Source organism: Frigoribacterium sp. AC759, assembly GCF_979256015.1.
The window spans coordinates 1-234 of record NZ_CEEDMT010000203.1 but is presented as its reverse complement, the minus strand read 5'-3'; the positions used below and the strand labels follow the sequence as shown (position 1 = coordinate 234).

The window sequence follows — 234 nt, the reverse complement described above, 5'->3', positions numbered from 1 at the left end:
CAAGGTCGGCAAGGTCCGCGCCGTCCTGGTCGTCGACCGTCGCGACGAGCCCCCTCGGGTGGTCGGACTGCTCGTCGAGGTGCCCGGCAAACGCCGCGTCGTCGTCGGCATCGGCCGGGTCACGAGCATCGGCTCGGGTCAGATCATCACCAACGGACTCATCACCCTGCGCCGCTACGAGCAGCGCGGCGGCGAGACCCGGGTCATCGCCGAGATGCTCGGTCGCAAGGTGAC

Annotated in this window: 1 pseudogene; it reads left to right on the top strand. The window is 70.1% G+C overall.

From position 1 onward, the window contains the following. A pseudogene (locus tag ACZ6JE_RS15665) lies at positions 1 to 234 on the top strand (magnesium transporter); the annotation flags it as partial.